The 17258-nt window shown below is 48.6% G+C and carries 18 protein-coding genes and 1 pseudogene; 11 read left to right on the top strand and 8 right to left on the bottom strand.

Annotation, left to right across the window (positions count from 1 at the left end; genetic code table 11):
- Positions 1–7 precede the first annotated feature (7 nt).
- The 4 genes from KO1_RS14505 to KO1_RS14490 form a co-directional block, all read right to left on the bottom strand.
- On the bottom strand, positions 8–1261 hold the full coding sequence (locus KO1_RS14505) for a PTS transporter subunit IIC (protein WP_004105498.1): 1254 nt from the start codon (positions 1259–1261) through the stop codon (positions 8–10).
- 27 nt (positions 1262–1288) lie between these two features.
- On the bottom strand, positions 1289–1582 hold the full coding sequence (locus KO1_RS14500; RefSeq protein ID WP_004105500.1) for a PTS sugar transporter subunit IIB: 294 nt from the start codon (positions 1580–1582) through the stop codon (positions 1289–1291).
- Between the two features lie 21 nt (positions 1583–1603).
- On the bottom strand, positions 1604–2053 hold the full coding sequence (gatA, locus tag KO1_RS14495; protein ID WP_032729060.1) for a PTS galactitol transporter subunit IIA: 450 nt from the start codon (positions 2051–2053) through the stop codon (positions 1604–1606).
- Between the two features lie 357 nt (positions 2054–2410).
- Entirely contained in the window at positions 2411–3166 is a 756-nt protein-coding gene (locus KO1_RS14490; RefSeq protein WP_064406951.1) for a DeoR/GlpR family DNA-binding transcription regulator, read from the bottom strand.
- Between the two features lie 381 nt (positions 3167–3547).
- Between KO1_RS14490 and KO1_RS14485 the strand changes: the two genes are divergently transcribed.
- From KO1_RS14485 to hxlB, 5 genes are read left to right on the top strand one after another with little or no spacing between them, the layout of a single operon-like run.
- Positions 3548–4084 (top strand): RpiB/LacA/LacB family sugar-phosphate isomerase, encoded by a 537-nt coding sequence (locus KO1_RS14485; protein WP_004105507.1) that lies wholly within the window; start codon positions 3548–3550, stop codon positions 4082–4084.
- A gap of 3 nt (positions 4085–4087) precedes the next feature.
- Positions 4088–5458, top strand: coding sequence for a PTS galactitol transporter subunit IIC (locus KO1_RS14480; protein WP_064406950.1), 1371 nt, complete (start codon positions 4088–4090; stop codon positions 5456–5458).
- A gap of 21 nt (positions 5459–5479) precedes the next feature.
- A complete protein-coding gene (locus KO1_RS14475; RefSeq protein WP_000723161.1) occupies positions 5480–5764 on the top strand; it encodes a PTS sugar transporter subunit IIB in 285 nt (94 codons plus the stop codon).
- A 7-nt stretch (positions 5765–5771) separates the two neighbouring features.
- Positions 5772–6230, top strand: a complete 459-nt coding sequence (locus KO1_RS14470) for a PTS sugar transporter subunit IIA (protein ID WP_004105511.1) — start codon at positions 5772–5774, stop codon at positions 6228–6230.
- A 56-nt stretch (positions 6231–6286) separates the two neighbouring features.
- On the top strand, positions 6287–6808 hold the full coding sequence (gene hxlB / locus KO1_RS14465) for a 6-phospho-3-hexuloisomerase (RefSeq protein ID WP_064406965.1): 522 nt from the start codon (positions 6287–6289) through the stop codon (positions 6806–6808).
- Between the two features lie 30 nt (positions 6809–6838).
- On the opposite strand, the gene KO1_RS14460 is transcribed toward hxlB, so the two are convergent.
- From KO1_RS14460 to KO1_RS14455, 3 genes and pseudogenes are all read right to left on the bottom strand, one after another.
- Entirely contained in the window at positions 6839–7804 is a 966-nt protein-coding gene (locus KO1_RS14460) for a sugar-binding transcriptional regulator (RefSeq protein WP_004105514.1), read from the bottom strand.
- Positions 7805–8126: 322 nt separating this feature from the next.
- A pseudogene (locus tag KO1_RS28990) lies at positions 8127–8294 on the bottom strand (thioredoxin domain-containing protein); the annotation flags it as partial.
- 116 nt (positions 8295–8410) lie between these two features.
- The gene (locus KO1_RS14455) at positions 8411–9064 is read right to left on the bottom strand and encodes a LysE family translocator (protein ID WP_004105516.1); all 654 of its coding nucleotides are present in this window, start codon (positions 9062–9064) and stop codon (positions 8411–8413) included.
- Between the two features lie 218 nt (positions 9065–9282).
- Here KO1_RS14455 and KO1_RS14450 point away from each other — a divergent pair, with 218 nt between their 5' ends.
- The 6 genes from KO1_RS14450 (at position 9283) to KO1_RS14425 (ending at position 16373) form a co-directional block, all read left to right on the top strand.
- Entirely contained in the window at positions 9283–10134 is an 852-nt protein-coding gene (locus tag KO1_RS14450; RefSeq protein ID WP_024274691.1) for an aldo/keto reductase, read from the top strand.
- Between the two features lie 26 nt (positions 10135–10160).
- Positions 10161–11150, top strand: a complete 990-nt coding sequence (locus KO1_RS14445; RefSeq protein ID WP_024274692.1) for an aldo/keto reductase — start codon at positions 10161–10163, stop codon at positions 11148–11150.
- A 436-nt stretch (positions 11151–11586) separates the two neighbouring features.
- Positions 11587–14088, top strand: coding sequence for a phosphoenolpyruvate--protein phosphotransferase (gene ptsP, locus KO1_RS14440; RefSeq protein ID WP_024274693.1), 2502 nt, complete (start codon positions 11587–11589; stop codon positions 14086–14088).
- Between the two features lie 23 nt (positions 14089–14111).
- Positions 14112–15131, top strand: coding sequence for a PTS fructose transporter subunit IIC (locus tag KO1_RS14435; RefSeq protein WP_024274694.1), 1020 nt, complete (start codon positions 14112–14114; stop codon positions 15129–15131).
- Position 15132: 1 nt separating this feature from the next.
- Positions 15133–15987: a helix-turn-helix domain-containing protein gene (locus KO1_RS14430; RefSeq protein WP_024274695.1), complete on the top strand. Its 855-nt coding sequence runs from the start codon at positions 15133–15135 to the stop codon at positions 15985–15987.
- On the top strand, positions 15984–16373 hold the full coding sequence (locus KO1_RS14425; RefSeq protein ID WP_001515329.1) for a PTS fructose transporter subunit IIB: 390 nt from the start codon (positions 15984–15986) through the stop codon (positions 16371–16373). Before KO1_RS14430 ends, KO1_RS14425 begins: the two co-directional genes overlap by 4 nt.
- A 97-nt stretch (positions 16374–16470) precedes the next feature.
- Here KO1_RS14425 and KO1_RS14420 read toward each other — a convergent pair whose 3' ends face one another.
- Positions 16471–17211: a phosphatase gene (locus tag KO1_RS14420; protein WP_004105529.1), complete on the bottom strand. Its 741-nt coding sequence runs from the start codon at positions 17209–17211 to the stop codon at positions 16471–16473.
- Positions 17212–17258: the final 47 nt, after the last annotated feature.

The following is a 17258-nucleotide window of genomic DNA, read 5'->3' as shown; positions in this document are numbered from 1 at the left end:
CCGTAAATTAATGAGTAACTGTGCTCAACCAGTAGGTCAGAAGTTCCCATGGGCCGGTTAATACGAAGTCCGTACCCTGGCCATTCAGGCCGACGCCAGCACCGTTGAGGAATTGAGTTGCACCGGGCGCGACATATCCCCCCAGGTACATAACCACCACACAGAACAGTAAGGTTGAGATAATCGATCGAATAACGTTGCCGTTACTGACCATAACCGTCATGGTCGTCATGTAGATGATTGACATCAGCACGCCGATTGGGAATATCTGAATACCCGGTAAAACCAGCGCGCAAAGCATCGTCAGAGGGATAGTAATAACGGTGACAGTCACCGTTGCTGGATCGCCAAGCGCCAGGGCGCAGTCCATTCCGATATTCAGTTCAGCATCTTTACCCATCTGCTTTTGCATGATTTCTTTAGCACTCTTACCTATCGGGTTAAGCCCTTCCATAAGGACCCCAACCACTTTTGGCAACAGCACCATGACGCCTGCCACGCCCATCGCCATTGGCACGATGGTTGTAATGGGTTGTTTGGTTAACAATCCCAGGAGACAACCGACGATCACGCCGATGATGGCGGGTTCACCGAATACACCCAGTCGCTTCTGAACGCTCTCTAAATCCACATCCAGCTTGTTTAAACCCGGAATGAAATCGATAATTTTGTTAACCACCCATGCAAATGGAAGTGTCCATCCGATGTGGATCATTGTGGTACAGGTCGTTCCCTCCAGGCCGTAGTATTTCTGCCATCTTGGCGCAATAAGATCGCCAATAAACAGTGCGGCTACGCTCAGAGCCACGGCAACACCCAACCCGAGGAAAAAGCTGTCAAAGACGAAGTACGCAAGAGCACCAGGAACCAGGAAATGCATATAGTTCCAGATGTCAACGTTCAGCGTTTTAGTCAGTTTCAGGCGAACCAGGATCAGGTTCAGAATGATACCAATTGGGATAACCATTGCCGCAAACGGTGCAACCCACGCAGCTGCGCCAACGGCAGGCCATCCAATATCAGCCACGGTGAACCCGCTGCCAATTTTTGAGTAATACGCAATTGCTGGCTGCAGGGCTGTGTTTAGCAGCCCAACAACCAGTCCCAGGCCGATGAAACCGATACCTACGGTGATGCCAGATTTAATGGCAGCACCAACTTTCATTCGAAAAACCAGACCTAAAAGGAAAATAACAAGCGGCAATATTGCTGTAGCGCCCATGCTTGTAATAGTAAACATGATGCTTTTTAACATTTCCATTTAACCATCCCCCGTCTTTTTTAGACTTTAGCCTTTGGAAATTTCGCTTAACAGTTCACCTAATTTTTTACGCAGCGCGGCTTCGTTAATACCGGTAATAAAACCTGCGACGCTCATGTGCGGCTTACCAATATCACCTTTATAATTATTCGTTGTCAGAACCACATCAGCACTTTGCATTTCGGAGGCCAGTTCGGACATACTACATTTATTAATTTTTACGTTGGCAATGCCGTATTCAGCACAAACCGATTTAACTTCATCAGCGGCAAGTGTGGAGGTTGCTACACCGCTTCCGCAGGCTACGAGGATAGTAATCATGGTAAAATCTCCGGGTAATTGTTATTTAATTATCGTGTTAATAAACAATGCTCTTGCTTCTTCAGCAGGAAGTTCCAGCATCTGGTGGTAAAAATCAGATAGCTGAAGATGGTTAAACAACGCCTTCAACAACTGCAATTGATCTGCTGGTTGAGTAACAACCAGGTTAACAACCAGGCGAACCCACAATTTCTCGTCACCATCTGCCTGATTAACTTCAATTTCCTGTGGCAAACGGATGATGTAAATCGCCGGGCTGACGGCATGCTGGCTATCGCAATGTGGGATAGCGACAGCATAGCCATCAAGTAAAATTCCGGTTGGGTAGTCGGCTTCACGTTCACGCAGCGCCTGGAGGTAAGTGTCTCTTACTATCCCATCAGCCAGATGTTTCTGGTGAATATGCTCCAGCACTTCATCATAATTTTTGTATGCCGCACCATCCGCGACATTGATAGAAATTGTGCCCACTGGCTTCTCCTCATTCCGTTAAATGCTCATGTGAGCATCTATGTAATCACATGAGCAGTTATAGCACATCAGTGATTTGCTGAAATGGGAAGCTTGCAAAAGTTATATCTTGATCACACAAAATCACATAAGCGCATTACGAAAAATGCTCACATGAGCAAAAGTGACGATTAATTAATGCACTACAAATGATTAACTGATTGATTTTTAATAAATTGAATTAAATTGGCTTATTCTGGGGGCTTTTACGATGGCAATACTTCAAACGCTCTTATGAGCGGAGTGTTTTGATTGCAATTGTTTCTACAGGACAACGGCACATGAGAAGTACCGTTATTGAAATTATTAATTTTAAAATCAACAGGTTACCACTGTTGTATGTTTCGAAACTTCGGCAATACCGTCTTTATCCGCAATATCATTAGTGATCAGCGCGGTAATCTCAGACCAGTCGCAGATCTTAAATAAGCTGCTTCGCTGGAACTTAGTGTAATCGCCCAGGATATATTTCTTCTCGGAATGGGCAATGATCGTTCGATCCAGAAAGGCATCCGAGGAGGACGGCGTGGAGGGACCTGTCATATTGTTGAAGCCATCGGTGCCGATAAAGCAGAGATCAACGTTAATATCATTAATCATTGACACAGCCCACCCGCCAAAGACAGAAGAGCTTTTCTTCCTCAGTTCTCCGCCGAACAAAAAGACCTGGTTATCAGATTCGATCAGCACACTGGCCACCGGCAAAGAATCGGTAAAAATTTTAAAGCCAGATTTCATGCACAACAGATTAGCCAGTTCATAGTTAGAACTCCCAGTGCCAATGATCATTGAGCTGTTGGGGGGGATAAAGTCCAGCGCTTTTCTGGCGATAGCTTGTTTGAAGGTACTATTTTCTTTTTCCCTGACCTGGAAAGGATGTTCGACAGCCCCCTGCTTTAAGGTTGCCCCTCCATGGCTTTTAACCAACAGTCCTTTTTTTTCCAGATGAGTGAGATCTTTGCGGATAGTTTCATAAGTGACCTCGTACTTTTTCGCAAGGTCACTAACGTAAACGGTACCAGCCGAAATAATCTCTTCCAGGATCAATTTTCTCCTCTCTTCAACCAGGTACATCCTTCCCCCTATCAACATTCTTCATATTGCAATGAAGCGAATCATAGCACAGAAGATGCAAACTAAAACAAACCCAAAGAGAAGTCAGAAGAGTACGTCCCTGGTAACGCTCAACTATAAGAACAAAGGCCAAATAGTAATAATTCATTAATAATCAATACATTAAATACATATAATACAGATTATCCACTTCAGTTTACTAATACTCTCTCCTCTTTCCATCATCAAAAAATTGGCATGCATTAGCTTTTATTTGTTTTTGTTGGTTTTTAATGCCTTTAAAATCAACATGATACTAATTTTGTGACATTGATCTCAGTTGACAACCAACATTTACCAACCCCATACTTGGCTTAAGTTCTTTATGACAGGTTGGATAAGATGAAAACGAAAATTGCAATCGCATGTGATGATGTGGGATTTGATCGTAAGGAGGAGATTAAAAAGTACCTCGAAGAAGAGAAAAATGCCGAGGTCGTGTACGATCCCGTTAAACGAAAAGAAGATGGTTTCAACAACTTCGCTCGTCTTGCGGATGAAATGGCAGGTGTTATTCAGCGGGACGAATGCCGCCTCGGTATCTACATTTGCGGAACCGGTATTGGCTTTACTTGCCAGATAAATAAGCACTGGGGGATTCGTGCTGTCGCCGTCACTAATCCTTACTCGGCCAAGCGAGCAAGACTCAGTAACAATGCGCAGGTGATTGGACTTGGCTGCAGAGTTAATGATCTTGAATACACAAAAATGATCGTTGATGCCTGGTATGACAACGCGTTCGACTTTGCCACTGCAAGGGAAAATTCCAAAAAGAATCTACTGGAAGCAGAACGCAGTGACAACGCATTGCTGACGAAACCTGAAGATGTTCGATGGAATATGGGTTTCAGACCAGATGATGAGAAATCTGAGGGCTAATAAATGGAACTGATCACACAGTTTATCAATGACCTGGGTAACTTTATTTTTATACCGGTCATCTTCCTTATACTGATGAAACTTTTGGGGCGGCCCCTGTCGGAGTGTATTTCATCAGCCATTAAAGTCGGCATTGGTTTTATCGCATTAACCATGACCATCAAGCTGATGCTTGAAAAAATGCAGCCAGCGGTGACGGGGCTTGCTGAGGCCACCGGCTCCTCGCTGAGCGCCATTGATGTTGGCGGCGCAGCCACAGCCGTAATGGGTTTTGGCTCAAGTATGGGGGCAATTATTATCCCTCTGTGCGTCGCGGTGAATATTGCCATGCTGGCGGCGCGTCTCACGGACTGCGTAAACGTTGACGTGTTTAACCTTCATCAGAATGCCTCTATGGGGGCAATTGTTGGCGCTTACTCCGGCAGCTTCCTCTACGGTGTTCTTACTGCTGCATTGTTCCATGTCTGGGCACTTATTGCGGCTGACCTGGGTGCCAAAAACAACGAAAAATTCTTCAACCTGCCAAAAGGCGTTGCCATCTCCCACCCGGTTGCAAACACCTATTTGCTGTTCGCTTATCCGTTTAACTGGATTTACGATCGCATCCCTGGGTTCCGTAATCTGAACGTTACGGCGGAAAGTATTCAGAAACGATTTGGTATCCTTGGCGATCCGACCATGGTTGGTTTCATTATTGGTATTCTTCTTGGCTTCTGTGGTTATGGTTGGGAATCGCCGTATCACACCATTATTGCCAGCCTGCAACTGGGTATGTACCTTGCCGCCGTGATGCTCCTGCTGCCGCGCATGACCTCCATCATGATGGAAGGTCTGGTTCCGCTGTCCAACGTAGCACGTAAGAAGCTGGTTAAACGTTTCCCGGACCGTGAGATCACTGTCGGGATGGATACCGCGCTGATTGTTGGTCATCCTTCAGTTATTGCGCCTGCACTGCTGCTGATCCCGGTCATTGTTATCCTCGCCGTTGTCCTTCCCGGCAACCGAGTGATGCCGCTGGGGGACCTCTCGCAGTTCGTATTCTTTATTGCGTGCATGGTGCCGGTTTTTAATGGCAACATTATTCGTACCTGGGTGACTTCCATCATCCTGTTTGGCGGCGGCTTATACATCGCATCCTGGATGGCTCCAGCAACAAATGAAGTGTTCCAGAAATTCGGTACTAATCCTGATGCCAGCGTAATGTACTCATCGCTAAACCCTTCAGCTAACCCGTTCACCGGTCTCTTTGCTGGACTCAGCCATGTTGGCATCGCAGGTTATGCTCTCGCCGCTGTGTTGCTACTGTCCGTAGGCTATTTACTCAAACAGAAAGCGCGCCGTCAGTTAAAAACTGAGGCAGAAAAAACGGCTTAAAACTTCATAAGGTAATTGAAAATGAAAAAGATTTTAGTTGTATGTGGGAACGGTATTGCCTCCTCTTCCATTATGGTTTCTGTCCTACAGGACTACCTGAAAGAACAGAATATCGAAGCGCAGGTCGATAAATCCTCTTTAATGGCCTGCACCACGGACACGTTTAACAGCTATGACCTGATTGTTTCTTCAACCAAGCTGGATAACCCAGGGATCACCACTCGTGTGATTGTGGGTGCAGGCCTGTTAACGGGCCTGGGCGAAGATGAAATTTTTGATGCTGTTAAAGAAGAAATGCTTAAGTAGGTGAATAATGAAACTTGAGATTCTGGTAAATGATGTCGAGGGTACGATCGCTGACTGGCATGCGGCAATTGAGTTTGCCGGCCAGAAGCTGTTGGAAAAAGGCTATATCACTCCCGAATATATTCAGGCCTGCCTGGAGCGTGAGAAGACTTATCCAACTGGTTTATTGATGGCGAACGGTCAGGGCATTGCCATCCCGCATGCAGACTATACGCTGGTAAAAACCAACAGCATAAGCATCGTGCGTTTTGATAAAGGAGTCGTGTTTGGTCAGATGGAAGATGCTGACCTCACCGTGGAATGCGGCATTATGTTTAATCTCGCATTCGCCACCAGCGATCAGCATATGTCTGTGCTGCGCCGCCTCTTTACGCTCTTCCAGGATATTTCGTTCATCGAGTCGTGCCGTAACCTTAAAACGCACGAAGTCGGGAAATATGTTGAAGAGATGCTTGTAGCATCCTGATAAACAAAAGGCAGATATCCCCTATCTGCCTTTTTTTTAATAAAAGAATGACCATCATGAAAAAGTACGCCCTCGTTTTAAACGAGTTATCTTCGCTTTTGGATAAAATCGATGAGCAAGAATTTAACACACTGGTTGATTCTATTATCACTGCCGGACATGTATTTCTTGCCGGTGCTGGTCGCTCAGGACAAATGATAAATGCTTTTGCTAACCGACTGATGCACCTTGGTCTGTCCGTCAGCGTGGTAGGAGAAATTAGCTCTCCACATTCTCGCAAAAACGACTTGATGATCGTTGGTTCAGGCTCCGGAGAGACCCAACGCCTGATCAACCAGGTGAAAATAGCAAAGAATAATGGCGTGTATATCGCTCTCATCACTACCGAACCAGATTCAACTTTGGCAACTCTGGCAGATTACATACTCACTATCCCGGCAGGTCACAGCGCCCAACCGATGGGTTCTCTGTTCGAACAGGCTTCCCTACTGACCTATGACACTATTGTGCAGTCATTAATGGCCAATCTTAATGAAACAAGCCAGACGATGAAGGAACGCCACGCCGATATTGAATAATACCGGCGTGGCGTAAAGCGCTAGCGGCTATTAATCCAGCAGTTTGATAGCCGTATCAAAATCAGTGATCAGCACATTCAGAAGGCCTGATTTGAGAGAGGCAACAATGCCTTCATATTTTTCGTCCCCCCCAGCAACCCCAATCAGTTTCTTTGTGGCCCGCAATTGTTCTGTCGTAATGCCGAACCCCAGGCGGTTTAGCGGGCTATCGAGTATTTCCCCTTTACTATTTACCAGGGTTACGCATACATCAGCGGTAATGTCCTGGCTCATTAAAGTCTCACGCCATGCTTCAGGGAATATATCGCACAGACTGGAAGAACCGGTTTTCCAGGCCCCAATGCCCGTAATAACGACATCCATACTTGAGTAAAACTTTTGCGTATCCTGAACAGCCTGATCGTCTGCGAGTTTCTGGGCTAAACTTTCGTCATCCACCCACATAGGGACATACATTGGGTGCGCTCTTCCGTGGGAAATAGCAGCAACTTTGTGAATCAAATCAATGGGCCCCTGACTAAATTCAATGCCTGGATGAACGCCAGAAAGCTGAACCACATCCAGAACAGGTAATGTCGTCAGTTGACTCACCGTACTTGAGAGTACGCGCCCCCAGGCGAGACCAAACTTCATTCCCTCTTTGAGAATTTCACTCAAGTAGGTCGCCGTTATCCCTCCCAGCTTGACGTTTAATTGTTCCTGCGAAGACCAGGATTCAGAAACAGAGAGCACAACGGCATCCTGCAATCCGTATTTTTTACACAAATTTTGCGCTATTTCCTCGTCCAGAGCCTGCTGTTTAGGAAAAGTAAATTTTACATACTCTTGCGCAATGGCTTCATCAATCAGGCGTGCAACTTTGAAGCGAGACAGACCGAGCTCCTCAGCAATTTCTATTTTTGTCTTCATTTCAGAGAAGTAACGCTTAACAACAAGAGAGTAGATAAAACGAGGATCGTAGTTACGTAGCTTCGGATTTTTGTTCTCTTTTGGCATAGCGGTTATCCATATATAACAAGAGGCATCATAAGTCATTCGAGCGACACGCTCATATGCAATACTCAAAAGAGTACACTTTTACTCGCTCATCAGATACCTGTACAGGAGTGGATTTTGAATTTTGTGATGTAAAGCGCCCCGCCAAAGTACGAATAGGATCACGGAAAAGACTCAGCGCAAACAATGTAACATGGCTGCCTAAAGCGTTTTTATTGCAAGCTTTTGCTCATGCCAGTTCTTGTTGGGAGAGTTCATTTCGTATAAATCAGCCATTGTTTTTGGTCGTCAATTAAACAGGGGGATATTCGCCTCGTGATGCTTAATTCACTCTTTGGCCTGCATCATCAATAACTTTCTCTCCGTCTTTCTGAGCGTAAGCCCCCTTTCTGAGCGTCAGGAAGGAACTCTATAACAACTGTAGAAGGAGGGTATAGGTTGGTTCCTTGGGGATTATCACAACGACAGGACGGGTAATCAGGATCGGATGGAGGCTCAATATAAACGTCAGCTTCATCAAAATTAAAATTGTCTCATGTTGGCGCAAAGCTAATGAGCGTGAATGTCTGTGCTGTGAGTTCACTGGGTTGACCGTTTCGGTAAAACTTAACTGGCAGATTTCGATACTACGCCAGACCCACTAAACAACATGCGGATACCGAGGCCTATCATGACAACTCCTGTAAATCGTTCCTGCCATTTGATAAAGCCTGGGTGTTTACCCAGCCAGTTTCCAAATGTTCCCGATGCCATCGCGACTGAGCCCAGGGAAACAATTCCTGCCAGCTTTTGGATACTACCCAGAACAAGCAATTGCAGCCAGACAGGACCCGCGGTGGGATCGACAAACTGAGGAAGAAAAGCAAACATGAACAGCAGAGATTTTGGATTAGTCAGGCTGTTCAGAGCGCCTTCCTTTACGGCATTCCAGTCAGAAATTTTTGCCGTTTTTCGCAGCCGCGTATCAGTACCTGAAGTCGCAATCATTTTTATGCCCAGCCACATCAGATAAGCCGCACCAACCCACCTTAGCAGATCCAGCGCAACCGGCCAGGCATGTACAACGGTTACCAGCCCCAGAACAAGAAAAGAAACTTGCACAAATCCTGCTACAAATACATTGCCCACAACCGTAAGCAGCGCGATACGTCTTCCCTGCCCGACTCCTCTGGCGATAGTCAGCATCATGTCTGGCCCCGGAGAAATCTCCAGAAGCGTCAGCGCGAAAAGGAAAGTAATAAACGTTTCGATGGCAGGCATTTTGGTTGAGTCCGGATAAATATTTCTGCTACGTTACCTCAGTCCGCTTCGAGCCGAAAGCACAATATTCTGCAGCGTCCGCGCATGGCACACAGCTGAGCGCCAGCCTTTCACAAAATTAATGAACACATCTAATAAGCCCTAGCTAATTACCCCATCTAATCGAATAAATCACTTTGCGTTATGCTTTTTCAACACAACAGCTGAAGGATAACGTCATGCCAACTGTAAAACTGAACAATGGTATTGAAATGCCCCTGCTGGGCTTTGGTGTCTTCCAGATGACGGATGCTGCTGAATGCGAAAGAGCCGTTATTGATGCCATCGATACGGGATACCGCCTGATCGATACCGCCGCGTCTTACCAGAATGAAACCCAGGTCGGGAACGCGCTGAAACAGAGCGGTATCGCCCGTAACGAGCTCTTTGTCACGACCAAACTGTGGCTGCAGGATACTAACTACGAAGGCGCTAAAGCCCAGTTCGAACGCTCTCTGAATCGGCTACAACTTGATTACGTCGACCTGTATCTGATTCACCAGCCTTATGGCGATGTCCATGGGGCATGGCGTGCTATGGAAGAATTGCAGCAGGCAGGCAAAATTCGCGCCATTGGCGTCAGCAACTTCCATCCTGACCGACTGGCCGATCTTATCGCCTTCAACAACGTTTCCCCGGCGGTAAACCAGGTTGAAGTTAACCCCTTCAACCAGCAGCTGTATGCCGTGCCATGGATGCAAAGCCGTGGCATTCAGCCGGAAGCCTGGGCTCCGTTTGCAGAAGGAAAAAATGGTCTGTTTGAGCATCCCATGTTAACGGCGATTGGCCAGAAATACGGTAAAAGCGTGGGCCAGGTTGTGCTGCGTTGGATTTTCCAGCGAGGCATCGTATCACTGGCGAAGTCGGTGCGAAAAGAACGTATGGCAGAGAACATCAACATTCTCGATTTTGAACTCAGCGCTGAAGATATGCTGCAGATTACCGCTATCGATACCGCCACCAGCGCTTTCTTCTCCCACCGCGATCCTGCCAGAGTTGAATGGTTGGCCAGCCGCAAACTGGACGTTTAAGTCGCGATAAAAGAGGTATTCATTCAATGCAAAAACGTTATCTGGGTCAATCCCGACTCGAAGTCTCCGCGCTTGGGCTCGGTTGCATGGGATTAAGCCACGGCTACGGCCCGGCGACCGATACTCATCAGGCTATCGAGCTCATTCGCGCAGCGGTTGAACGTGGCGTCACCTTCTTCGATACCGCTGAAGTGTATGGCCCCTTTCTTAATGAAGAGGTGGTCGGCGAAGCCCTAAAACCGTTTCGTGACCGCGTGGTCATCGCCACCAAATTTGGTTTTACCTTCGGTACGGACAACAAGCAGCAGATTTTAAACAGCCGTCCGGAGCATATCCGAGAAGCTGTGGAAGGATCATTACGCCGTCTAAAGACTGATGTCATTGATCTGCTGTATCAACACCGTGTCGATCCGGATGTCCCGATTGAAGATGTTGCGGGAACGGTGAAAGACCTGATCGCTGAAGGCAAAGTTAAACATTTCGGTCTGTCCGAGGCGGGTGCGCAGACCATTCGTCGTGCACATGCCGTACAACCAGTCACCGCGCTGCAAAGCGAATACTCCATGTGGTGGCGCGAGCCTGAGCAGGAGATCCTGCCGTTGCTGGAGGAACTGGGTATTGGTTTTGTACCCTTCAGCCCATTAGGCAAAGGCTTCCTGACGGGCTCGATTAAGCCAGGAACCACTTTTGGGAAGGATGATTACCGCAGTACAGTGCCGCGTTTCGCCGGGCAGGCGATAGAAGCCAATGAAAAGCTGGTTTCATTGCTGGGTGAACTGGCGGCAAAGAAAGGTGTGACGTCTGCACAAATCGCGCTGGCGTGGCTGCTGGCACAAAAGCCGTGGATTGTTCCTATCCCTGGTACCACCAAACTGCATCGACTGGAAGAAAACCTTGGGGCTGCCGACATCATCCTTTCTCAGGATGACTCACGGCAGATAACCCAGGCGCTTGAAACCATTAAAATCGTCGGCGAACGTTACTCCCCTGAACATCAGGCTCGCGTGGGCCGTTAATACCCGGACGGGTCCGTGCTCTATTGCGGACCCTTATTTCGTTTGATTAATCAGGCAGATAACTCAGATAGTTTTGAATCAGATACATATCTGCTAACGCCATAGTGATAGATGCCGCCGGAGAAGTCGTGAATAGACATGCCGGAAACAGATTATCCTGCCTACCCCCGCACCATTTCATGAACCTGTTTGTATTAGCTTTAAATTTGTGATCCATATTGCAAAAACGGTTCAAAAGCCAGAAACAAAAAAACAAACTAAATCAAACAAGTAATTGAGAATTAATCATTCATAAATATGACAAAAGTCACAAAATCACAATCAGGTTACTATTTTTAAGAAAAGGTCACTTTTTTACTATGTCATCACCGTTGCGAACAGGGAAAGATAGCGAGATCGGCAACACATTGACGCGCGAAGGCATTCAGGAGTCGAGATGGCGGTGGTTATAACCTATGTATGTGAGCTTCACGAAGGTGTTCATGCCCGGCCTGCCGGATACATCGCGCGGCTATGTAATCTGTTCCGGGCAGATATCGACTGGGAAAACACCCGTACGGGACTACTGGCAAATGCGAAAAGCGCCCTCTCGCTGATTGCCAGTGACACGCTGGTAAACGATACATGCCGCATCACCCTTTGCGGAGAGGATGAAACGCAGGCCGCAGTCCAGTTGCGCACGCTGCTTTCTGATCTCCCGACTTTTAGCTTTGAACCGGAACCAATAACCACGCAGGGGTATCTGCCCCGCTGCCTGCGCGAGTTGAACCCACAGGTGATTCAGGGAACTCGCATAAATAAAGGCGCAGCCATCGCCAGACCACAGATAATGCAGAGCCTGACTTTCACCGATATTATCGCCCGCAATCCAGGGTATATCGGCAATATTGAAAGTGAAAAAGCCCGCTTTCTTACCGGATTAGATGCGTTACGCGTAGAGCAAGAGGCCGCACTCGGAAAAAACCAGGGTATTGAACACGATCTTATTGCGGCACATCTATCTCTGATAACCGACATCGCATTTCAGGATAGTGCGATCGGTTATCTGAATAACAACATGAATGCCTGGTCGGCCATCGCGCAGGCGTCCCTTGACTTTTGCCATCAGCTTGAGCGCTCGCCTAGCCAGTATCTGCAGGAGCGCGCCCTGGATATTCTTGATATTGCGACGCAGCTCATCAGTGCGATCTATGGCGAACAGGCTCTGGCTTACCACCCACCTTTGCTAAATGAACCGACAATTGTTTTCGCCAGTCATCTGACCCCCAACCAGTTTCTGGCGCTAAACCGCAAACACCTTGCAGGTCTGGTGCTCTCCTCTACGGGGAAAACCTCCCATACAGCCATACTGGCTCGTTCGTCAGGTATCCCAACCCTGGCGGATATCGATTTTTCATCGCTGGATTTCGATGTCGATCAGCTGATAATCATTGATGGTGAGCCGGGGATCCTGATTACCCATCCGGATGAGAAAGTTCTGCGCTACTACCGTCATGAAATTGCCGTCCAGCAGGATATGCAGCAGCGGCTGCGGGAAAATGCTTTAGCGCCCGCAAGAACCCGCGATGGGCATCGCGTAGAGGTAGCCGCTAATATTGCAAGCCTGGCCGAAGCGCAGGCGGCCTTTGAAAACGGCGCGGAAAGCATCGGCCTGTTTCGCACCGAGATAACCTATATGGGCCGCGATTACCCGCCCTCCTGCGCTGAACTGACAAACCTGTATAAACAGGTTGTTACTCTGGCAGGGGGGAAGCCCGTTATCTTTCGCACCTTCGATATCGGCGGTGATAAACCGGTTGGATACCTAAGCGTCGACAATGAAGAAAACCCGTTTCTTGGTTTCCGGGCAGTGCGTACTTATCCGCAATATCGCGACCTTTTTTCCACCCAACTGAAGGCTATTCTGAGCGCCTCAACATCAGGTAAAGCCAAAATTATGCTGCCGATGATTTCTCGGGTGGAAGAACTTATCTGGTGTCGTGAGGTACTGGAATCGGTTAAACAGGAGATGCGCCACGAGGGTCTGGCATTTGATGAACAGACAGCGCTCGGAATCATGCTGGAAGTACCTTCGGTACTCTTTTCTATGGCAGAGATGGCAGAACATGCGGATTTCTTCAGCGTGGGCAGTAATGACCTGACGCAATACTTTTTCGCCGCAGACCGAGGTAATGCACAGGTAAAAACGCTTTATGACAGTTGCACGCCACCGTTTTTACGCGCCCTGCAATTCGCAGTGAAAGAGGCTCATCGCGCCGGTAAGCCTGTCGGGTTGTGCGGTGAACTCGCTGCTGACGAAACCATTCTCCCACTGCTTATCGGCATTGGCTTTGATGAATTGAGTATGAACTACACCGCGATTCCGGGGATTAAGCACGCCCTGGGCCAACTCAGTGCCGGAGATTGCCGGTCGCTGACGCAGAATCTTTTGCAAAATCACAACGCACAACAGTTCAAAGCCGCATTACAAAACTCGAGCGTTAGTGCGGCGCAAAAGCCGCTACTGTCGCCGGAGATGGTTTTATGGGGAATTGACGCCGCTGATAAAAACGAGGCTATCAAAATGATGGTTGATAACCTGTGGCTTCAGCAGCGCACCAATACACGTGACAGGCTCTGCAGTGATATCTGGGCTCGCGAAGTGCCTTTTCCTACCGTCGTTGGCTCGGGCTTTGCTATCCCCCATGCCCAAACGGACGCTGTCAGGGATTCCTCCGTCAGTATTGCCACGCTCAGGCAACCTATCGCCTGGGGCGGCGTCATGGTGGATACCCTGTTCATGCTGACGATTAGCAAATCCGCGCAGGATAACGAGCATATGAAGTACTTCTCCAGCCTGGCGCGCATGCTCATGAATGATGAATTTGTCAGCCAGATTAAAGCGGCAAAAAGCCCGGAAGCGCTTTACACGCTGATATCCAGAACTCTGGTCTTCTGAGCAGCAAACGTTACGAGGCTGACATGTTAAAACTATTAAAAAATACTAAACGACATTTTATGACCGGCGTCTCCTACATGATCCCGTTTGTCGTCGCTGGTGGTGTTCTGTTGGCGCTCGCGGTGATGTTTAACGGGGAAGCCGCCGTACCGGACCATGGTTTCCTGAAGGCCATGTCGCAAATTGGTATGGCTGGCTTAACCCTGTTTATCCCCATCCTGTCAGGATTTATCGCGTATTCGATGGTCGATAAACCGGGCATCGCGCCGGGTGCCATCGGCGGCCTGATGGCTTATCAGATGGGCGCCGGATTTTTAGGCGGCATGCTCTCCGGGATTATTGCCGGGCTGGTCGTCTATGTTCTGTTGAACCTGATCGCCCGGCTTAAAATCCCCCACTTCCTGCGCATGGTATTACCGATATTTATTATTCCGCTGATCGGGACCTTCCTCACCGGCATGGCGGTGTATTACATCATTGGCGACCCGATTGCCGGGCTGATGAAGTGGCTTAGCGTCTGGCTTGGCAATATGCAGGGCGCGTCGTTTATTATCCTCGGTACCATCCTGGGCTGCATGATCGCCGTTGACATGGGCGGCCCAATGAATAAAACCGCTTTTTTCTTTGCTGTTGCACTGATCTCAACGAACCCGCAGCTGATGGCGGCAGTCGCTGCCGCCGACTGTACTCCGCCTCTGGGGCTGGCGCTGGCAACCTTTCTGTTTAAAGACATCTTTAATGATGTGGAGCGAGAAGCCGGTAAGCCAGCGATAATTATGGGCTTTATGGGGATAACAGAAGGGGCAATTCCGTTTGCGGCGGCGGATCCGGTACGGGTGATCCCGGCAATTATGCTTGGCAGTGCGGTTGCGGCGATCCTCTCACTATGGTTTGGCGCAACCAACGCCGCCCCGTGGGGCGGACTTATCGTATTACCGGTAGTCAGCAACCATTTTGGCTACATCGTTTCGGTGGTCGCCGGGAGCATCACCACCGCCTTTGCGGTGAAAGTCCTGAAGACAGTTATCAAACCTCGGGCATAATATGGCTACATTTATTCAATCTATTCTCAGTGAATTCAGCGCTCAGGGCTCGATAGACAAAGGCGTCATGGTAGCTAACGGCAATACGCAGGCTCCGGCGATGGCCTACCATCTGCACGTTCCGCGCATTGAGTTGACGGTAAAGGGCACACTTCGCATGCTGCTGCCGAAAGGCGTGGACCGCATCGTGAAATATGAACGTCCGGTCGGCACCATCACCTATATCCCCGCCAATAGCTGGAACTCGCCGCTGTGGGAAAGCCCGGTTATTTGCATGTCGATAGTCTTCTGGAAGCAGGACGTCGGTTTCAGCATCAGCAACTGGGATGGCACGCAGTTTAAAGAGGTAGAGAAGTACAATCTGCAAAACTCAAGCAGTACGGTTCGCGATCGGCTTCTCGACCTGGCTGAATCGCTGGCGTGGTCGCAAGATACCACCAGCGAGACCTTTGCCCACGTGGTCTATGCGCTGCTTAACGACCTGCTATATCAAATTACCGATGGCCTGAATAACCAGCGGGCTCCCTTCTCACTGCTGGACGAAATTAAGAGCCATATCGATAGTCACTACCACACGGACATTAGCCGGGAAAGCGTCGCCGAAAAGTTTAATATTTCCCCAGGCTATCTGTCGCGTCTGTTTTCGAAGGAGTCAGACGTGAAATTTAACGAATATCTCAAGTTAGCCCGCATTTCACGTTCAAAAACGCTGCTGACCAATACCAATCTGAAAATAAACGAAGTTTCAGAAAAGTGCGGTTTCACAGATACTAACTATTTCTGCAAGGTGTTTCGCGATATCAACGACTGTACGCCGCTTGAATACCGCCGCAAAAATAAAGGAGCAAGATCATGACCACTCGTGCAACAAGAGATGAGATTCAGCCTTTCTCCAGCGAACGTCATCTGCATATTGTGGCGGTGACCGCGTGCGCGACCGGCGTGGCGCATACGTACATGGCCGCAGAGCAGCTGGAAAAACTGGCGAAGCAGTATCACTTTGCGATCAAAATTGAGACTCAGGGCGTACTGGGGCTTAAGAATCCAATTACCGATAAAGATATTTTCGAGTCTGAGCTCACCATCATCGCATCCGATATTACTATCGATAATCCTTCACGCTTTGAGGGTTGCCGTATTCTGAATGTTTGTATTAATTCGCTGTTACTCAAACCAACTGAGGTTATCGCCGCCATTCGTAAGTCTTTAAATCTGCCGCGAGGCAACGTTATTGACCTGTAGGTGGTTTTCCCTGGCTCTAACAGTCCAGTCTCAAAACCGCACAGACACGCCGAACTTCCTCTCCCATTATTGGGAGAGGGTTTAACCCACAAGATTTTTAGCCAGGAAGCGCATAAAGCTCGGCTATCCGCCCCCCGCCGTGCTGTTCCAGAAACGTCAGCACTCGTCGCACAGAGGTATTCAGCACTCTTGATGCTGGAAAATCAGCCTCCACCAGCAGATGCTGACAGGCGCTAAAGTCCCCCAGAGAAAACGCGCTGTGTGAATCGCTACCCAATGAGAGAAGTCCGCCGCTGTCGCGCACGGCTGCTACAATTTTGCGACAGTTCCCCTCACTGCCCTTACGTGAATGGACGAAAGAGGCGTTATTGACCTCCAACGCCACATGACACTCCTTAGCCACGGCCACCACCGCCGGGATATCAATCGGATACTCCGGGTTACCGGGGTGGCTGATAATATGCACCTTACCGCTCGCTATTACTGCAATCAGCGCATCGGTATTGGTGGTAATGTCCGCTGGCGCAAACACCTGCTTATGGAATCCAGCAATCACTAAATCCAGCGACGCACGCATTTTGTCGCTACAGTCGGTCTCACCACCAGGTTTGATATTGGCCTCAATACCGCGCAGGATCCCCACACCATCGACAACGCGCGGCAGCACACGCAAATTATTAAAGTGAAACGGATGCGGCGCATCAACCATTTCCGGGCCATGGTCGGTAATGGCGATCAGGCGAATATGTTTACGCACCGCGGCGGCGATATAGTCATGAACCGTGCTATAGGCGTGGGTGCTGGCCAGGGTATGCATATGAAGGTCAACGGGATACATGTTATCTCTCCCTTTAATGAAAAGCGGCCCCTTAGCATGTAAGGGGC

The sequence above is a fragment of the Klebsiella oxytoca NBRC 105695 genome (assembly GCF_001598695.1).
In the GTDB taxonomy this organism is placed as follows: domain Bacteria; phylum Pseudomonadota; class Gammaproteobacteria; order Enterobacterales; family Enterobacteriaceae; genus Klebsiella; species Klebsiella oxytoca.
Note: the sequence above shows the minus strand (reverse complement) of the source record. Positions and strands in the feature narration are given on the sequence as shown.